Origin of the sequence: Burkholderia sp. M6-3 (assembly GCF_050858985.1) — a bacterium.
GTDB lineage: Bacteria > Pseudomonadota > Gammaproteobacteria > Burkholderiales > Burkholderiaceae > Paraburkholderia > Paraburkholderia caledonica.
Genome location: NZ_CP110092.1, coordinates 175,795 through 191,995 on the forward strand (window position 1 = coordinate 175,795; position 16,201 = coordinate 191,995).

The 16,201-nt window shown below is 57.3% G+C and carries 15 protein-coding genes and 3 pseudogenes; 9 read left to right on the forward strand and 9 right to left on the reverse strand.

Annotated features, from left to right (window positions below; translation table 11 throughout):
- Positions 1-39: 39 nt before the first annotated feature.
- Positions 40-528, reverse strand: a complete 489-nt coding sequence (locus tag OH764_RS33370) for a flavin reductase family protein (RefSeq protein ID WP_498851667.1) — start codon at positions 526-528, stop codon at positions 40-42.
- A 140-nt stretch (positions 529-668) separates the two neighbouring features.
- Here OH764_RS33370 and OH764_RS33375 point away from each other — a divergent pair, with 140 nt between their 5' ends.
- Positions 669-1,136: a MarR family winged helix-turn-helix transcriptional regulator gene (locus OH764_RS33375; RefSeq protein WP_498851668.1), complete on the forward strand. Its 468-nt coding sequence runs from the start codon at positions 669-671 to the stop codon at positions 1,134-1,136.
- Between the two features lie 40 nt (positions 1,137-1,176).
- Here OH764_RS33375 and OH764_RS33380 read toward each other — a convergent pair whose 3' ends face one another.
- Positions 1,177-2,136 (reverse strand): SphA family protein, encoded by a 960-nt coding sequence (locus tag OH764_RS33380; protein WP_498851669.1) that lies wholly within the window; start codon positions 2,134-2,136, stop codon positions 1,177-1,179.
- Positions 2,137-2,584: 448 nt separating this feature from the next.
- On the opposite strand from OH764_RS33380, the gene OH764_RS33385 reads away from it, so the two are divergent.
- From OH764_RS33385 to OH764_RS33405, 5 genes are all read left to right on the forward strand, one after another.
- On the forward strand, positions 2,585-3,649 hold the full coding sequence (locus tag OH764_RS33385) for a CDP-6-deoxy-delta-3,4-glucoseen reductase (protein WP_498851670.1): 1,065 nt from the start codon (positions 2,585-2,587) through the stop codon (positions 3,647-3,649).
- A complete protein-coding gene (locus OH764_RS33390) occupies positions 3,649-4,113 on the forward strand; it encodes a VOC family protein (RefSeq protein ID WP_498851671.1) in 465 nt (154 codons plus the stop codon). Before OH764_RS33385 ends, OH764_RS33390 begins: the two co-directional genes overlap by 1 nt.
- Before the next feature lie 46 nt (positions 4,114-4,159).
- Positions 4,160-5,128: a fumarylacetoacetate hydrolase family protein gene (locus OH764_RS33395; RefSeq protein WP_498851672.1), complete on the forward strand. Its 969-nt coding sequence runs from the start codon at positions 4,160-4,162 to the stop codon at positions 5,126-5,128.
- A 62-nt stretch (positions 5,129-5,190) separates the two neighbouring features.
- Positions 5,191-6,096, forward strand: a complete 906-nt coding sequence (locus OH764_RS33400; protein ID WP_498851673.1) for a methyl-accepting chemotaxis protein — start codon at positions 5,191-5,193, stop codon at positions 6,094-6,096.
- A 194-nt stretch (positions 6,097-6,290) separates the two neighbouring features.
- The gene (locus tag OH764_RS33405) at positions 6,291-6,644 is read left to right on the forward strand and encodes a BON domain-containing protein (RefSeq protein ID WP_498851746.1); all 354 of its coding nucleotides are present in this window, start codon (positions 6,291-6,293) and stop codon (positions 6,642-6,644) included.
- A gap of 68 nt (positions 6,645-6,712) precedes the next feature.
- Here OH764_RS33405 and OH764_RS33410 read toward each other — a convergent pair.
- Positions 6,713-6,938 (reverse strand): annotated as a pseudogene (locus tag OH764_RS33410) (DDE-type integrase/transposase/recombinase); the annotation flags it as partial.
- Positions 6,939-7,651: 713 nt separating this feature from the next.
- Between OH764_RS33410 and OH764_RS33415 the strand changes: the two are divergent.
- Complete coding sequence (locus OH764_RS33415; protein ID WP_498851674.1) at positions 7,652-8,239, forward strand: class I SAM-dependent methyltransferase; 588 nt, start codon at positions 7,652-7,654, stop codon at positions 8,237-8,239.
- Positions 8,240-8,479: 240 nt separating this feature from the next.
- Here the strand turns inward: OH764_RS33415 and OH764_RS33420 are convergent, their stop codons facing one another.
- Positions 8,480-8,674 (reverse strand): CcdB family protein, encoded by a 195-nt coding sequence (locus OH764_RS33420; RefSeq protein ID WP_498851675.1) that lies wholly within the window; start codon positions 8,672-8,674, stop codon positions 8,480-8,482.
- Positions 8,675-8,778: 104 nt separating this feature from the next.
- Positions 8,779-9,021 (reverse strand): type II toxin-antitoxin system CcdA family antitoxin, encoded by a 243-nt coding sequence (locus OH764_RS33425; protein WP_498851676.1) that lies wholly within the window; start codon positions 9,019-9,021, stop codon positions 8,779-8,781.
- Positions 9,022-9,807: 786 nt separating this feature from the next.
- On the opposite strand from OH764_RS33425, the pseudogene OH764_RS33430 reads away from it, so the two are divergent.
- A pseudogene (locus OH764_RS33430) lies at positions 9,808-10,881 on the forward strand (IS256 family transposase); the annotation flags it as partial.
- A 19-nt stretch (positions 10,882-10,900) separates the two neighbouring features.
- Here OH764_RS33430 and OH764_RS33435 read toward each other — a convergent pair.
- Positions 10,901-12,139, reverse strand: a complete 1,239-nt coding sequence (locus OH764_RS33435) for an IS110 family RNA-guided transposase (RefSeq protein ID WP_498851677.1) — start codon at positions 12,137-12,139, stop codon at positions 10,901-10,903.
- A 235-nt stretch (positions 12,140-12,374) separates the two neighbouring features.
- On the opposite strand from OH764_RS33435, the pseudogene OH764_RS33440 reads away from it, so the two are divergent.
- Positions 12,375-12,596: pseudogene (locus OH764_RS33440) on the forward strand (transposase); the annotation flags it as partial.
- Between the two features lie 101 nt (positions 12,597-12,697).
- On the opposite strand, the gene OH764_RS33445 reads toward OH764_RS33440, so the two are convergent.
- The 3 genes from OH764_RS33445 to OH764_RS33455 all read right to left on the reverse strand — a co-directional run bounded on the left by OH764_RS33445 (position 12,698) and on the right by OH764_RS33455 (position 16,165).
- Positions 12,698-13,426: an LrgB family protein gene (locus OH764_RS33445; protein WP_498851678.1), complete on the reverse strand. Its 729-nt coding sequence runs from the start codon at positions 13,424-13,426 to the stop codon at positions 12,698-12,700.
- Positions 13,423-13,857, reverse strand: a complete 435-nt coding sequence (locus OH764_RS33450; RefSeq protein ID WP_498851679.1) for a CidA/LrgA family protein — start codon at positions 13,855-13,857, stop codon at positions 13,423-13,425. Before OH764_RS33450 ends, OH764_RS33445 begins: the two co-directional genes overlap by 4 nt.
- 1,273 nt (positions 13,858-15,130) lie before the next feature.
- A complete protein-coding gene (locus tag OH764_RS33455; protein ID WP_498851680.1) occupies positions 15,131-16,165 on the reverse strand; it encodes an IS481 family transposase in 1,035 nt (344 codons plus the stop codon).
- Positions 16,166-16,201: the final 36 nt, after the last annotated feature.

Consider the following 16,201-nt stretch of genomic DNA (forward strand, 5'->3'; position numbering starts at 1 on the left):
ATGTCTTTGGGGATTTCGTCCTGATCGTGTCAGACGAGGTCAGCAATAGGATGCGTTCCTGTAGAGAAGCGGTTCGCCGTCGCCATTGAGCCGGACGTCGGTAACCGTTCCGATAAAGATCGTGTGAGTGCCGAACGGCACGGCGGCCACCTTCTTGCAGAAAACATTGGCCTGGGCATCGGAGAGCATATGAACGCCGTGCTCGACGGTCCATTCGCCGACCTGGAACCGCTCCTCTGGGGGCGCCTTGCCGCTGAAAACAGTCGACACGGCAACGTGATCCCGGCGCAGCACGTTCACGCAAAAGCCTGGCGCGGACTGGAGGATGTCGTGCAGAAAGGTGGACTGATTTGCGCAGACGATCATCGAGGGCGGGTCCATCGAAAGCGATCCGACGGCTGTCATCGTCATGCCGTGACGACGGGTGCCATCCGCAGCCGTGACGATGGTTACAGTCGAAGCGATTCGCCTCATTGCAGCACGAAAGGAATCGCATACTTGGGGAAGGGGTACAGAGAGGGCGTCCATGATGTCTCCTGGTTGATTTTCGGGCGATGCCGGCGCCTTGCAGACAACTATAATTGCAAACGCAAGAGTTGCCAATGAAAATAAACCGCGTGGAACAGTTGCTTGATAGAATTTGGCGATGACCCTATAGGACCCGATCCGTGTACAAGCTCACCGACTCCGTTCCCTACCTTCTCAACCGCGTCGGGGTACGCATGGGCGAACTGTTTTCACGCCGTATTGCCTCCTACGGAGTCACTCTGCCGATGTATCGGGTGATGGCTTCACTGAAGGAGACTCCTGACCAGCGGCTGAACGACCTGGCTGAGATGACCACCATCGAGCTCTCGACGTTGTCGAGGCTGATTGGCTCGATGGAAAAAATGCGCCTGGTTTCCCGCAGCCGACTTGAGAACAACGCCCGGACCGTCGCGATTGCGCTGACAAAGGAAGGTGCCCGGCTCGTGGCCGAACTGATGCCCATTGCCCAGCACTTTGAAGAAGTGGCGGTGAACACGCTTCCGCCGGCAACGCTAAAGGTCTTTAAGAAAACCCTCATTGATGTGTATGCCCGACTGGACACCATCGAGGAAGAACTGCAAACGCAGGTCGGCGAGAAGCAGCGCTGAGTGACGCCTTCCGTTGAGAAGGCGCAGGCGCTGCAGGCGATCAAAACTTGTAAGCCACCTGTATCCAGAAGCGGTTACCGCGTGTGCGGTTCTCGACGAGCATTTCGTGCTGCCATTTGGCGACGAATGCCAGCGATCTCGTTGGCTGATATTTGATGAATGGACCGGCCGCCAGCACGCGCCCCTTGTTTCCGCTTCCGACTACTACGCCATTTTGTGTGTCATCGGTCGTTTGCTGGTAGAAGTATCCGTTGACTCCGAACTGGATTTTTGGCGTTGCCTGGTAACCCATGCCGTAGTCAATAATCAGTTCGTTGCCGGAATGGTAGTTGGTCTCGTTGTTCGGGCTATTGAACACGTACATGACCTTGGCGCTCACTTCGATGCTTGGAATCGGCGTCAAGGTGAAGAAGTATTCGGGAGCAATCGAATAGTAGTGCCTTCCCACGTTCGCGAGCCGATGCACGTCATAGTCGCCGGTCGGGAAAAATAGCTCGACGCCAACCATCTGATGAAGCCACGAGCTATGCCATCCGAGCGCAAGCGGAATGATCGCGCCATCGGACAACCCTGTATCCGAGGACTGCTGATGAATAATGCCCTTCGGTGTCTTGACATCGAAGCTCAGATGCAGGTCGACAAAAGGCACACCCACGCGGGTCATCAGATTGGCACCCAGAAAACTGATGTCGCTCCAGACGTGGTCATAGCGCAAGGCGAACGCGTTCACATGAGCGTTGAAATCGCTGATGTTGGGCTTGTCGTTCCCATTGCTGTCCAGCGTGTGGTTTGCGTCATACCGGGCTCCGTACAGATAGACATAATCACCGGGTGGAGGCATGACGCCCGCCAGGACCGTGTTGACCCCGATTGGATAGATTGAACCACCTCCTTCCGTGGCAAACGCGGTTGCAGGCGCACCCATTCCCAGCATAACTGCCGACGGCGCAAGCAGTATTCGCGAAAGCAAGCTGGCGGTGCGTCGAAGTGTCGTTTTCAAGTTGCCTGTCTCCTTGGTGATAGCGGTGGTCGCGCATTTAGATAGGTGTGCTAATTGATGTGTGACACTGTGGCGCCCGTAACCGACCACGGTCTTCTACCTATCTGTCGATTGCATGTGAAACACTTGCATGTGCAAATGAATTGCATCACAGCTTCACTTGAGTCGCAAGCGCAAAGTTTGCGAAGGCTGGTAAGAAAAACCCTGGGGGAAGGCCCGACGCGTTGACGCAAGACGGAAGGGCCGATGCCCTGTGCGAAGCGGTGTATGAAGTTACTTATTAACACCTCCGGGATTTCTTAGTGTTAACGCCTACGGCGGCCCGATATACTTTCCGATACAATACTTGCAAACACAAATGAAGCTTTCTGATTGACTCCGATCGCGCGTTGCTCTCGCAGCAGATCGGGCACACGTCAGAATTTCGCGTCGAGTTCCAGGAGCCAACATGTCCTACCAGGTAGTACTTAAGCCAAGCGGTCATTCGTTCGAGGTTCAAGACGGGACAACGATCCTCGCTGCGGGCCTTTCGGCTGGAAGGTTCCTACCGTATAGCTGCCGAACGGGCGTATGCAACACATGCAAAGCCAGGGTCGTCGAAGGGACCGTCGATCATGGGATGGTGCTAAAGACTTACCTCAACGACGAGGCACGCGGGCGGGGATATGCGTTGTTGTGTTCGGCGAAACCACTCTCTGATCTTGTAATTGAGGTCGCGGAACTTGAGGGTATGGCGGCCATTGAGCCGAAGGTTTATCCCTGCCGGGTGTCAAGGATGGAACGCCCCGCGTCGGACGTGATGGTGCTCACGCTGCGCATGCCCATGAACGAAACGATGCGATTTATGGCCGGCCAGTACATTGAAATGATTCTGCCAGGAGGGGAGCGGCGCAACTATTCGATCGCAACGGCGCCGGACATTGAGGGACTGCCGCACATCGAACTGCATATCCGACATGTTCCGGGCGGAATGTTTACGGACAGGGTATTCACCGCGCTCAAAGAGCGTGAAGTGCTGCGTTTTGAAGGACCGTTCGGTACATTCTTTCTTCGTGAGGAATCGGATAAGCCGATGCTGATGCTGGCAAGCGGCACAGGTTTCGGACCGATCAAGTCGATTGTGGAGCATGCCATCAAGAAAGGTATCAAGCGGCGGATCGAGATCTATTGGGGGGGGCGGCGCAAACAGGATATCTACATGATGGCGCTCGCGCAGTCGTGGGCGGCCGAGCACGACCATATCAGCTTTCATCCGGTACTTTCCGATCCTACGCCTGAGTGCGACTGGACAGGAAACATCGGATACGTCCATCAGGTTGCAAAGGACCATCATTCGGATCTGTCGGGCTATCAGGTCTACGCCTGTGGTGCTCCCATCATGGTCGACGCTGCTCGCCGTGAGTTTGTTGAGGAGTGTGGGCTTCCAGCTTCCGAATTTTTTGCAGACTCGTTCCTGACCGCCGTTGAAAAGAGTGGAGTTGGCGAGGCTCTTACGAGTAAGGAGAATATGTGATGTTGATTCCAGAACCCGCGTCCGTTACCCCGAACAACCAGAGTTCGGTGGTCAAACCCTATGTGCTTTCGCACGGCACACTAGAGTGCTATGACCTCAAGAAATCGCGGGCGTTTTATGAGGAGTTTCTTGGCCTCGAATGTGTTCGCCATGCGATGCCGGCGCTCGCCATCCGTTGTGGCCTCCGATTCCACATTGTCTGTGTCGAGACGCCGATGGTTCATCCGACGAACCTTCTGAATCACTGGGGGATCGACGTCGCGAGCAGGGAAGCGGTGGACGCTGCACATAAGGCAGCACTTGATCTGAGCGAGCGGTACGGTATACGCCAGGTCATGGACATCGTCAACCAGCATGGCGTGTACTCCTTCTATCTGGAGGATCTCGATCACAACTGGTGGGAGATACAGTATTACGAAGGCTTCCAGCACGATGACTACTTTGATTTCGGGGACCGTTTCTAATCGGTCGCCCACATAGAACTTTGCCACCGCTTTCATGCACAGTGCCATGCAAACTACTTCAGGAACGTACTATTCTCTTGCAACGTTCTCCATGCCGGGCGGTGCGCCAACGGCGGGTCTGGTCGTTGACGGAAAAGTCCATGTGGCTGCAGAGGTCGTCGCGGCTGCGCTAGGTCACCACAGACGTGGCTTTGAATCGACGCTGGCCATTCTCGATCGATGGGAAGTAGCGGAACCGGAACTCGCTGTTGCCGCGTCAAAGCTGCACGATGGGTCGATTGACGGCGAAGGCATCCTGTTGGAGCAGGCGCAACTGCACGCGCCTGTCTTGTACCCGTCGGCAGTATATGGTTCCGGCGCGAACTACACCGATCACATGGAGGAGATGGCCTCCGTCCTCAATGTCCCCATCGAGAATCCAAAGGAGCAAGGACAGCTTCCCTGGCATTTTGTCAAAACGCCCCGAAGCACTGTGGTAGGCCACGGCGCAAAGGTAGAGATCCCCCTATACGCGTCGATGATCGACTGGGAGATTGAACTTGCCGCTGTCGTTGGGAAGACTGCGAACCGTGTGAACGTTGAAGATGCACTGGGTTATGTTGCTGGTTATGCCATCGCGAACGATCTTTCTGCCAGAGACCATGTCAAGCGCGCAGCTGTCAAAGCAGACTCACCTTTTGCGTACGACTGGGTTTCACAGAAATGCTTCAACGGTTCATGTCCAATGGGGCCGACGCTGGTGCCGGCCCGTTTTATTCCTAATCCGCTTGACCTGTCGATGAAGCTTTGGGTCAACGGCGTACTCAAGCAGAATTCCAATACGAACCGGATGATTTTCGGCGTTGCTGAACAGGTCGCATATCTCAGCTCGCGCACCACGCTTTACCCTGGCGATGTCATTCTCACGGGTACGCCCGCTGGCGTCGGTATGGCTCGTCGGGAGTTTCTGAAGCAGGGCGATATCGTGAGGCTCGAGATCGAGGGCCTTGGTGTACTTGAGAATACGATTGGCTAATCCTGAAGGCGGGGAGAGGCGTACAGAGCTTGACTAAACACAAGGATGACACGGAGTTCCCGATGCAGCTGCCAGTGCGTGTATCTATTGTCCTTTCCTCAATCGTAGCGGTGGCCAGCGTCGTGCTGGCCGCGCTTCGCGATCCAGCCCTTGCAGTGGCGGTCCATGTAGCAGTCCCAGTCGTGCTTGTGGTCGATGCATGGATTCTCCTGCAAATGTACCGATTAACGTTTCGAGCAGCAGTTGGCCCCGTACAGGAAGAGGTCGAGCTCGACGATCAGGTTCAACAGGAGAACAGCCAGCTCGAACTCCAGTTTCTCCAATCGAGAGTCGAGCGACATCTGTCGATGCTGGCTCTATTGATCAATGAACTGGACAAATCCGCTCAGGAATCTGTGCGGGCAATAGAGCATGCGAGCGTAATCGCCCACGGCGCCGGGGCGTTGATCGAAAAAGGCTCACATAACACCAGGGAGGCTTCGCATGCAATCGAACGCCTGGCTGAGTTTGCCCGTGGGTCCGCGGCAACCTTCAACGATCTACGTGCGTTGTCTGAGTCGATCGGACCTATCGTCGAGACAATGCAGTCTATTGCTCGCCAGACAAGTCTCCTGTCGGTCAACGCAACGATCGAAGCAGCGCATGCGCGTGAAGCAGGAAAGGGATTCGCAGTTGTGGCGAGCGAGGTTCGCAAGCTTGCCGACCGGTCGGCAGAGGCGAGTCGCGAAATAGGGGCGATAGCGAACGCTCTCAGTCAGTCGGCGTCCAGAGCAACACAGGGGATTGAGGATGTCATCGAACATGCAGAGGCGGGCAGGGAGCGCGCCGGCGAGGTGATCTCATCAATGGGTGAAATAACCGACATGGCCAAAATCCGCGCCGAAGCAATGTCGGCTGTACGCGACGGGATCAGCAATCTTTTCGTGCTTACGAGGAGACTGGCCGAGCATGCTGGCAGTCTGGCGTGATCGCTTCATCCTTGCGCGACACACCTCTGCAATTCCCCGACAGAACCGGGCGCGCGTTAATTCTGTCGCTTGAAGCAGAGAGCACATTGGAATCCGGCCGCAGGTGATAACAATAGTTTGTTGCTTTGTATGCAGCATTGTTGTCTGTTTGCGCAAAGCGCGTAACCCAACAGGAGAGGTTTCAAGTGAAGACCATGTCCGATCGTTTTGCAACAGCGGCGGTAGCGTGCATCACCATCGTAGGATGCTCAGTGTCATACGCGCAACCGCCGACGTCCGCATCCGCGGCTCATGCTGCATCCGCGAGTGTCAAGGCCGATCGGAAGGCTGACCGTGCATTGGCGTTGGCGGTGAGAACGCAACTTGGCAATGCGTTGGGATTTGACGTTTCCGCGATAGCCGTGCGTGCGAAGGGCGGCGTTGTGACACTGAGTGGATCGGTGCCAACAGAAGACGAAAAAAACGAGGCCGGAAAGGTCGTCCGAAGTGTAGAGGGCGTCTCGTCAGTTACCAACAATTTGCGGGTTTTGCATCGGAAGGGTGGTTGACGGCATTATGGGCCGGTTGTGTCGCAATGAGGTTCAGTAGACGAGAGAATCTCCGGCGGAAGGATTTCCTAAGTCGTCAGAGAATAGAACTGAGCGCCAGCTGTTCGCGTGAGGCCTTCGGAGTTCATCTGCCCCTTCCTAGTCATACGCATCACTTCGATGCCTTAGAGGACGATGCCGACAGAGGGAAATCCTTGAAGCCCATCATTGGTTTGATGATGCGCTTGTTGGCACGATGATCTTGTTACGATGTCGTTCAGGTACTTGACCTTTTCGAATCTTGATGGGTGTTTCGCCCGCCGGGCACAGGATCGGTACGGGGTTGGCATGAGGCCGAGGCCGGCCAACAGGCAGAAGGTCACCCCCGAGCTTGACGTAACCAGCAGCAGTTGGCAGCCACTTTCGGTAACCTGCGCGACCTTCAAATGGGCATCGACGAACTAGACTGGCTCGCTCCGTGGCGTCCACTCGCTACGGAGCAGAAAGCTATCGGACTGCAACGTCAGTTAGATAGGGAAGTGACCGCGCGGCATCCCCTCTTTGGCCGCGAAGCCACCGTCAAGGGCAGACGCATTGACAACGATGACATCGTTGTGGTCCTTTTCGACGGGGCGTACGTCGTTGTGCACCTCACTTGGAGCGTGTCAGACGGAGGCCCATTCGCGGATAATTACCCAGAATGGCTTTCATTTGGGTCGCTCGAGGACTTCGTTGCGGCGATGCTGAAGGACTCCCGAGCATACGGAGACGGATAATGGCCCAGTCGCAGCCACCCGTCTCGGGCAACACGCGGCCACAGCCCGCCATTCGACATGGCTGGCTGGATCGTCGCCAATCCGATGATGGAGTGCCAACGCAAAGCCTCCATCAACGTGAGCCCGGTGGACCCAAAATCATTCGTTTACGATGAGAGCACCATTGGCGATGCGAACGTGGCTGACTAACACCTTGGCTTTGCCGATTCGCTGCCGCGTCGACGGATACCAGGCACAACATGTAAAAAGTCTATGGACATCAGAACTCTTAGCGCCTACGACCAGAATTCTGCCTTGTTTGCAAAAGACTGGGATGAGCAGCCCCCAGCGACAGACTTTCACGCGCTCATACGGAAATACTTCCGTCCCGGACCCACGGCAGACATCGGCTGTGGCAGCGGACGCGACGCTGCCTGGCTGTCTTCAAATGGTTTCCCGACCGTGGGCTTCGAGCCTTCGAAGGGTTTGCTAGAAGAGGCTCGACGGCGCCATCCTGACGTTCGGTTTCAGGTCGCCGGACTGCCAGAGCTTGCTGGGATAGCAGACGCCAGTTTCCAAAACGTGCTGTGCGAAACTGTCATCATGCATCTTGAAGCCGAACTGATTGTGCCTTCGGTGCGCAAGCTGCTGGACATCACTGAACCTGGTGGAACTCTGTATGTGAGCTGGCGAGTCACCGAGGGGAACGATCGGCGGGACGAACATGGACGGCTCTATGCTGCCTTTGATCCTTCGTTGGTTCTCCAGGCATTATCCAACGCAGCTGTTGTTCTGAATGAGCAAGCGGTGAGTCATTCGTCGGGTAAGGCGATCCGTCGCATCATCGCCAGAAAGGGATAAAAGAGGTTGCCGAGTATCAGAGTCGGCATGCTGCGACGCATAACGCCCCCTCGATCCAGCGGAGGTGTATTTCAGCAGACCATGCCCGTATGCCTGAAGGCGGCGCGCGACAAGCCACCGCATGAGGAACGAGGGGCCTCGGAAAATTCCCTGCGACGTTGCAACCCGAAAACACGGCGCGCCCGGACGAAAAACGCGCCGGTCCCATAAAGGGAACGCGGCGGGCGCGGTTTCGGGTGATTAGAATCCCTGTAGCAGAAGATCTATCGCCGCAACTATTTCGTCGTATCGATGACTCAAGCTGAACGCACCGTGCTTAAGCTCTTTTACTGAAACCGAGGCCATGTATTGCGTGACCATCGAGAACGGTTCGCCATCAATCTCAAAGACTGGATCGAGCCTCTCGGCAGGCTTAGGTGCCTGAGCCAGCGGCATTTACGGAATCACAACCTGGACGTTCAGGTGACTCAGCAAGTCCGACTGGACGTCCAGAAGAAAGTCCGTTGCCTGAGGATGTCGATATGCGCTGAATCGTGCCATCAGAACATCCGGAACGCCGTCAGTGCCAAACCGTGCTCTTCCACGTATGCGTTGGAGCTAGCGATCGCTTCTGCGTTCTCCTTCAGCCAGCGAGCAGCACGCCCCTCGGACACCGCCTTGGCCAATCCAGCTTCGGCTGCCTGAGATACGTTGATACCGAGATACTTGGCTTCAGCCAGAAGGCTGTCCGCCAACGAGACGTTCGTGGACCGCTTCGGGACGCTGGCGTAGCTTGAACCCATGGATATTCTCCTGTCGGAATCGTTACCGTAACGATGTCACCGATGCGCACTTCGCGCAACATCGTTGATGCGCATTCGTGCTGGGCACACCAGTTGCACTCTTTCCATAGATTCTGCTCTGAGAATCGCGGGGAGCTACCTCCTTCCTCATGCGCGGGGAAAGAAGGAACCACCTTGGCCCCGGCTCAAACGCATTGCTGCAACGCCGAGCAATGGGTGGCTCTACTGGTAGATTGGACTGACTGTCTTGGTCGACCGCCAAGTGAGAGGCTCCCGCAGGTCGCTTATTGCTCCGCGCGAACATAGTAGTCGGGGAGGCGCCACGTGGGACCTCCAGATTAGTGAACCGTTGCACGCATTGGACCTTACCGTCTCGAATGGTTTCGTGACGCTACGGAAGCGGCGAAGGACCGCGGAACGTGTCACCATTTACGGCGTGCCTTTGAGGCCTCCCCTAAGGGCATTGCGCCAGCGTCGATGGCTGTGCCAGGTGGTCGACTCGTTAGTAGGGTGCCGTCGTTTTTGCAGAACACGCTTTGCCGTCCGGGATGATGTCGCCAAGGCTCGGCCGGGCCGCGTTGGAGACCTTGGATTCGGCATGGCGACGTGATGTACTTGCGTCCAGTGGCAGCCTGAAGAAGGCCTACTGACGGCGGTGCTGTTGCAGAAGCATCCCATGTAATGTGCAAGGTCGAGTTCGGGTCAGCAGCAACGCCAGCATCTTGAGCGAGCCTGTCAGATATTTCGTGTGAAGAGGTCATGAGACGATAACGGAAATAACGTCCAATGACCGACACAAACGTGACCAGGAAGAGCAAGAACCCGAAGGCGCCGAAGCTGTTCCCCGATGAACTGATCGATCAACTGCTGGCGCAGGTGCAGAACAAGGATGCCGAGTCGATCCTCGGCGAATCGGGCCTGGCCGGGCAACTGAAGAAGCAACTGGCCGAGCGCATGCTGGCAGCGGAGCTCACGCACCACCTGCAAACGGAAGCCGAGCAAGGCCAAAGCGGCAATCACCGCAACGGCACGAGCGCCAAGACGGTGATCACGCCCAATGGCGAGTTAAAGCTCGATATTCCGCGTGACCGGCAGGCCACGTTTGAGCCGCAATTAGTGGGCAAATATCAACGCCGGCTGCCGGGCTTTGACGACCACGTTATCGGCATGTACGCGCGCGGCATGAGCGTGCGCGAAATCCAGGGCCATTTGCTGGAACTGTACGGCTTGCAGGTGTCGCCCGATTTGATTTCCACCGTCACGGACGAAGTGCTGGCCGAAGTCGAGCAATGGCAGCAACGGCCGCTCGAGGCGATGTATCCGATCGTCTATTTCGACGCCCTGCGCTTGAAGATCCGCGACGAAGGCACGGTCAGGAACAAGGCGGTGTATCTGGCGCTCGGTATTCGCGCCGACGGGCGCAAGGAAGTGCTGGGCCTATGGATCGAGCAAACCGAAGGCGCCAAGTTCTGGCTGAAGGTCTTTAACGAGCTGAGAAACCGCGGCCTGCACGACATTCTGATTGCGGTTGTCGACGGCTTGCGCGGCTTTCCTGAGGCGATTGAAGCAGTGTTTCCGGCTGCCCAAATCCAGACCTGCATCGTGCATTTGATCCGCAATTCGCTCAATCTGGCGGGCTGGAAGGACCGTAAGCCGTTGGCCGCCGCGCTCAAGCCGATCTATCAGGCTGCTTCGGCCGAAGCCGCTGCCGCGGCGCTCGATGCCTTTGCACACAGCGAGTGGGGCCGCAAATTCCCCACTGTCGCGGCGATGTGGCAACGCCAATGGGAGCAGGTGATTCCTTTCTTTGCCTATCCGCCGGAAGTGCGCAAGATCATTTACACGACGGATGAAATCGACAAGCCCCTGCCTGATATTTTTATGAGATTGGCGTTCCCGGCCACACCAGTGGGACCTCGCGTTTGTTGGGACGCGCCTGCTTCCATCTCGAGAACAGCCGTTGATAGGTGCGCTCGGCCTGCTCGGCAACGGCCCGTTCCTGGTCGCGTACGCTCTTCAGGCTGTAAGCTGCAGCCAATCCTTTGCGCGAGCCGTGTTGTGCAGGCATGCCGGATTGCAGCTCCAGGGCGCGCAGCTTGTGTGCGGTCAGGGCTGGACGATCCCAGGCGAACGGCTCATTGCGCGTGAGCACGTACCACACGATGACCGCCAGTTTGCGTGCCGTCGCGACAATGGCGACCTGCTGGCCGCGACGGTCGCGTACCCGCAGGAAGAAAGCGCGCAGAGGGCCAGGCGCCTGTGCTGCGCCCCAAGCTGCCTCGACGAGCAATGCCCGTGCGTACGAACGTCCCCGCTTGGTGATGTGACCGTGCCTGGCGGGCGTTGGGCCCGACTGATAGACCGATGGGTTCAGCCCGAAGTAGCTCACCAGCTTCTCCGGATTGGGAAACCGTTCAACGGCACCGATTGCCGACAGCAGGCCGATTGCCACAGTGGTATTGACGCCGGTGATGGTCAGCAGCCTGCGCAACCGCTCGTCGCCGATACTGGCTTGCGCCAGGGCCTTGTCGACCTCTTGCAGATCCTCTCCAAGACGGTCCAGCTCCCGCAAGCGTTGCTCGACGCCCAGACGCTCGTCCATCGGCAGCGGTTGGGCCATGAGCCATACGCGTCCCTTCCTGCCGAACAGATCAGTAGCGGGGCACCGCTCGATCAGATTCGCAGCCAGCACCGCATGCACTTCGTTCTTCAGCCTCGTGCGTTGCCGCACGAGTTGTGACCGGCGCGAGACCTGTCGACGTAGCGCCAGGGTCCTCTCGTCGGGCATCCAGACTTCCGGCAGGAAATGGCTTGCGTACAGTTGGGCCAGCACTGCCGCATCAATCTTGTCCGTCTTGACGCGTGCCTCGGCGATGAGCCGTACCAGCAGTGGATTCGCAATTGCGACACGCGCGACGCGGGGGCGCAGTACGTTGACGATGGCGGCGGTATTGCCCGTCGCTTCGAGTACCACATGATCGGTACTGCGCAACCTTGCGGCAAAGCGCTCCAGTTCGTCGCGTCTGAGCCCGGCACGGCCACCAGCATGCAGCACGCCGTCCTCCAGATACGCGATCTCGGCCACGGAGCGCGAAACATCCAGTCCTACGATTCGCATAACCGTTCTCCCATCCAGATGAATGTTGGGAGCCGGTGGGACAGCACGACAACTACGGATTCGCGCTCGCAGCGCAACCGGGCGGGTCGCAGGGGCGGCCAACTACTAACACGAGCTCGCGGCTCATCGTATAACAACGGCCTGCCCACCCGAAGTGCTCCCCGGTGCCCCTTGTCCCGGATGGTCACACCATACGCCGGAACTGCACGGCGAGGGACCGTGAGGCACCGGCTATATCATGCCGGTTACCAACGCGATCGAAAGCATGCACATGCAGCTTCGCAAGATCGTCAAGAACCGCGGTCACTTCCCAAGCGACGAAGCGGCCAGCAAACTGCTGTATCTGGCCTTGCGCAACATCGAAAAGGATTGGAAGATGCCACCTATCACCTGGCGGCAAGCAGTCAATCAGTTCGCCATTCTGTTCGGCGAGCGATTCACCTCCGCCATCAGCTGAGATTTCTAACCGACCTCAGCACACGAAATCCTGACACCTCCTTGCTAGCGCTTCTGTGAAACTGCTGCGTCAATTGTGGGCGCCAACACATGCTGCTGCCGTCACTGCAGAAGAAGGGAAAAAAGCGGCGGCAGAACGAAAGCGGTCAAGATGCCGTTGAGACACATCCCGAGCCCCGCGACTGCACCAGCCTCTTCGCATATCTGTAGCGCACGCGCAGTACCAATGCCGTGACCCGCGACGCCCATTGAGAGACCAGCGATCTGTGGATCATTGACGCGCAATACGTTCAGCACGGGAACACCCAGTATGGCGCCAGTGATGCCCGTCATTACGACTAGCACTGCTGTCAGTGACGGCACGCCACCAATGTGTTCAGATAGTCTTATCGCAATGCCGGTTGTAGCGCTTCGGGGAGCAAGCGACGCAATGGTTTGCGCGCTCGCTCCAAGCATTCGCGAAAGCAACACGGTCGAGATGATCGCGCTCAGGCATCCCGCAACCAGTCCCCCGGTGAGCGGCCAGAGCAGTACGTGCAGCTTTGGCAGCTGTTTGTTAAGAGGAATCGCCAAAGCGACGATTGCCGGGCCCAACAGGAAATGAACATATTGCGCCCCCTTCATATAGTCGGCGTACTGAACATGCGACAACCGAACCACACCAATCAGGAATGCCACTGATATCAGGACCGGGTTGACCAAAGGATGCTTGCGAAGCCGTTCATGCATAGATTGTGCAATGACGTAAAAGACGACAGTGAGCGTTAGCCATAGCAACGGCTCGTGATCGAGATAAGTCCAGAACAGGACGAGATGGTTTGCATGAATCATCGCGGCTCTCCTGCGTCAGGCGCGGCGTGCGGCTTGGATGAGGTTGCCGCTGTAGAATTCAGCGCGCCCGCCTCCAGAACACGAATTTGGCGTCGGTCGATGCGACATAATGCTTTAGCCGTAAGCGCCGTACTGATCACCGTCAGCGCCGTTCCGACGAGGATAGTCACGGCGATCGCGGCGAGGTCAGCGTGAACCCTGTCGGCGTACACCACAATGCCTACGCCCGCAGGAATGAATAGCAAAGACAGATGCTTGAGGAGCGCGAGGGATGTATCTTCAACTGCCTGCCTGAGCGGCCGTGAGATCCTCAAGCCAGTAAGTAAGAGGAGCATGCCAATAACGGGGCCCGGCACCGGTAAGTCCAAGGCGAAGGCAGTTATCTCCCCGAGACATTGGAATACGAGCAGGGCGGCAAGAGTGTTTACCATTCCGACTCCAGATCTGTTGACGCCGCACGCGGGCCTCCTTCGTGAGGGTCTTGAAAGGGGGCAACGCGCGGCTGGCAGCCACAGCGCGGAAGGGCTCACCTGCAAAGAGTCTTTCCGGTGAAGCGCGGCGGGCGGCGTCGGCTTCGCGTTCGCCGGAAAATCAGCTATCTTTCACGACTCGTCATCTGATGAAGCAGGGGGCGTCCGCCGCGCTTGTACACTGAACTAGCTCCCTCCTTTGAAAATGTCGCAGAAGGGCCTCGGCGTGCAGTCAGCGGCTTGGCCGGACGTGCCCCTGGACATGGGTCCCGACGCCGTCTGGCCGGCGACGCCACCGTAGCTCGAAGAACCAGCAGACTGAGACGCAGAGTCTTCATCTTGTGGCGCGGCAGCCTGCTGGTTCATCGTCTCCGCTGCATGCGCCCCGCCGACACAAAGCGCGGCTACCATCGATGATGCGAGAAGAAACTTGATTGACATGAGAAACCCCTTTACTTACAGAAATTGCACTGATGCAAGCGGACGGATCGTCCCGGCTTGAGACCGCGGCACGGTGCGCGCACCCTCGAAGGATATGCGCGGTCCCGCTGTTCTGAACGCGGTCTCCGGATGCGCTTTTTAAGAGAGGAAGGCAAGGCGCCGCGGGTAGCGGCGCTTGCAGGTGGGGCAGCATGTGCGCCCGAAAGACTGCTATCGGGCTCGTGAGCCCTAGTGCGCTAAAAAAGGGTAACGCATAAGTAAAACGATAGGTCTCCATCCGGATTGAAAGATTGAAACCCGCTTGCAATAGGTTTAGGCAGTGGTCGTCTGGGATGGGGACGACTGCGACCGTCGCTCGGACGGTTTGCTAGCGGATAAGACGCCGAATGCACCGCTGCACAAGCGGTAGGCACAATCAGCATTATTCGATGTTTGTTGCGAACTCTGCGAGCGTGACCCTTGGCGCTATAGTGATCGAATCTTATGAGGGTTGTGGTTCGACAGATGCTGGCTATTGAACAAGACTCTCAAGTTTGTCGCACTCGTAATCGACAGTAGGCGACCCCTCACTAACCACCGCGCCCGGCCGAAGCCCCCTACCGCGCGAGCGGGTTCGTTCTTCGCCAGCGAGACGTCAGTTGCCCAGCGCGATTCGATAGAGTGCCAAGCGTGGGGTGAGCCGGAGCCGACTGTTCATTTCCATAACGCGCAGCGAGACTCGGCTTTGCTGCCGAATGCCTGTTCACCAGGAATCGTTTCGAGGATATTATATGTGCGATTCACAGACATGGTTTCACTTCTTTGAAGGCCGTTTTCTTGGCATGTCAGAGTTCGTAGTTCCGGTAGGGGCTACGAGCTCTGACATGCGCCGTTGATGTTCGGCAAGAATCTTGTCAACTCGCCATTCGCGGTGCCGGATTCGCTCTTTCAGTTTGTCGTAGGCGCTTTCCACGTCCTCCCCGAGGGGTATGATTTCGCCCAACTCGGCGACGCGATCAATGGGAGTCTTACCGCCGAGCGAACCGTGAGGGCGACGCCAGTTGTAGTCAAACTGCCACTCCTCAATTCGCTGGTCGATCTCGTTGTCGGTCGGTTCGTGATGGAACCAGAATTCATTCAGGTCGGTGAGTTGTGAACGCTCAACCTTGCCATTGAGGTGTGGCGAGCGCGGCGGGATCGGTCGAAATTTGATGTATTCACCCATCAGACGTCGCTGCACTGATTCGGCGAAAAACTCACCACCGCGATCAGTCTGGATACGCTGGATCGGAAACGGCATTTCCTCGATGACGCGACCAAGAAAAAGCAGCGTATTACGAGCATTTCTGCGCGGGTAAACAGCCAGCACGCGAAAGCGAGAGCAGTCGTCGACAGCCGTGTACTGATAGACGCCTCGCGCGATCTTCATCGTGTCCATCTGGACCCGATCCCCCGGAACCGGACGGCTGTAGCGTTTCGCTTGGGCCGGCCGCCTGAAACGAATCAACGGCTTCATAAAGGCCTCGCACAGAATCTTGTGAATAGTCGCGCGGGACAGTTCTCTTTGCTCGTGCAGCCGCAACTCATTCTGGATCCGACGTGCCCCCTTGTGCTCGGTGCGCAGTCGAAGAATCGTTGCGCGATCAGCCTGCGTGACCTTCCGGTTAGGGCTGTTGAGAGGGCGGCGGCTTTGAGAACAGAGTCCTTCTTCTCCAGCTTCCCCATAGCGGCGTAGCCACTTGCGCAGTGTCGGTCGCGAGATGACACACCGCGCGCAAACGAGACCGGCGTTGCCGGTCTCCTGATACATGCGCACCCAACGTAATCGCGCGGCAATTTCTCGATCCATCGGCTCATTCTAGTTGAACCGATGTCTATGAATCAC